Annotated in this window: 1 pseudogene; it reads right to left on the bottom strand. The window is 50.2% G+C overall.

Annotated features, from left to right (window positions below):
* Positions 1 to 84: 84 nt before the first annotated feature.
* A pseudogene (locus AAEY83_RS15165) lies at positions 85 to 271 on the bottom strand (SEL1-like repeat protein); the annotation flags it as partial.

Below are 271 nucleotides of genomic sequence, written 5' to 3'. Positions count from 1 at the left end.
CTTGAAAGTGCCGTGCGCCGAGGCTTCACGCAAATACGTAATTGCCAGCGCCTTAGCCTCCTGAACTACGCGACCACTGTCGTACTAACGTCCCACCTGCTCTCGCGCTGCAGCCAAGCCTTGCTCAGCTGCTTTTCGCATGTAATACACCCCTAACTCTACATTGCGATCAACGCACACGTTATAAGCCAGCATATCGCCGTATAAAAATTGATAAGACGGCAATGCCATTTTATTGGCTCGTGCTTCTATATCTTGCACCAACTGGCAA

Source organism: Psychrobacter sp. TB20-MNA-CIBAN-0197, assembly GCF_040309765.1.
Lineage (GTDB): Bacteria > Pseudomonadota > Gammaproteobacteria > Pseudomonadales > Moraxellaceae > Psychrobacter > Psychrobacter submarinus.
Note: the sequence above shows the minus strand (reverse complement) of the source record. Positions and strands in the feature narration are given on the sequence as shown.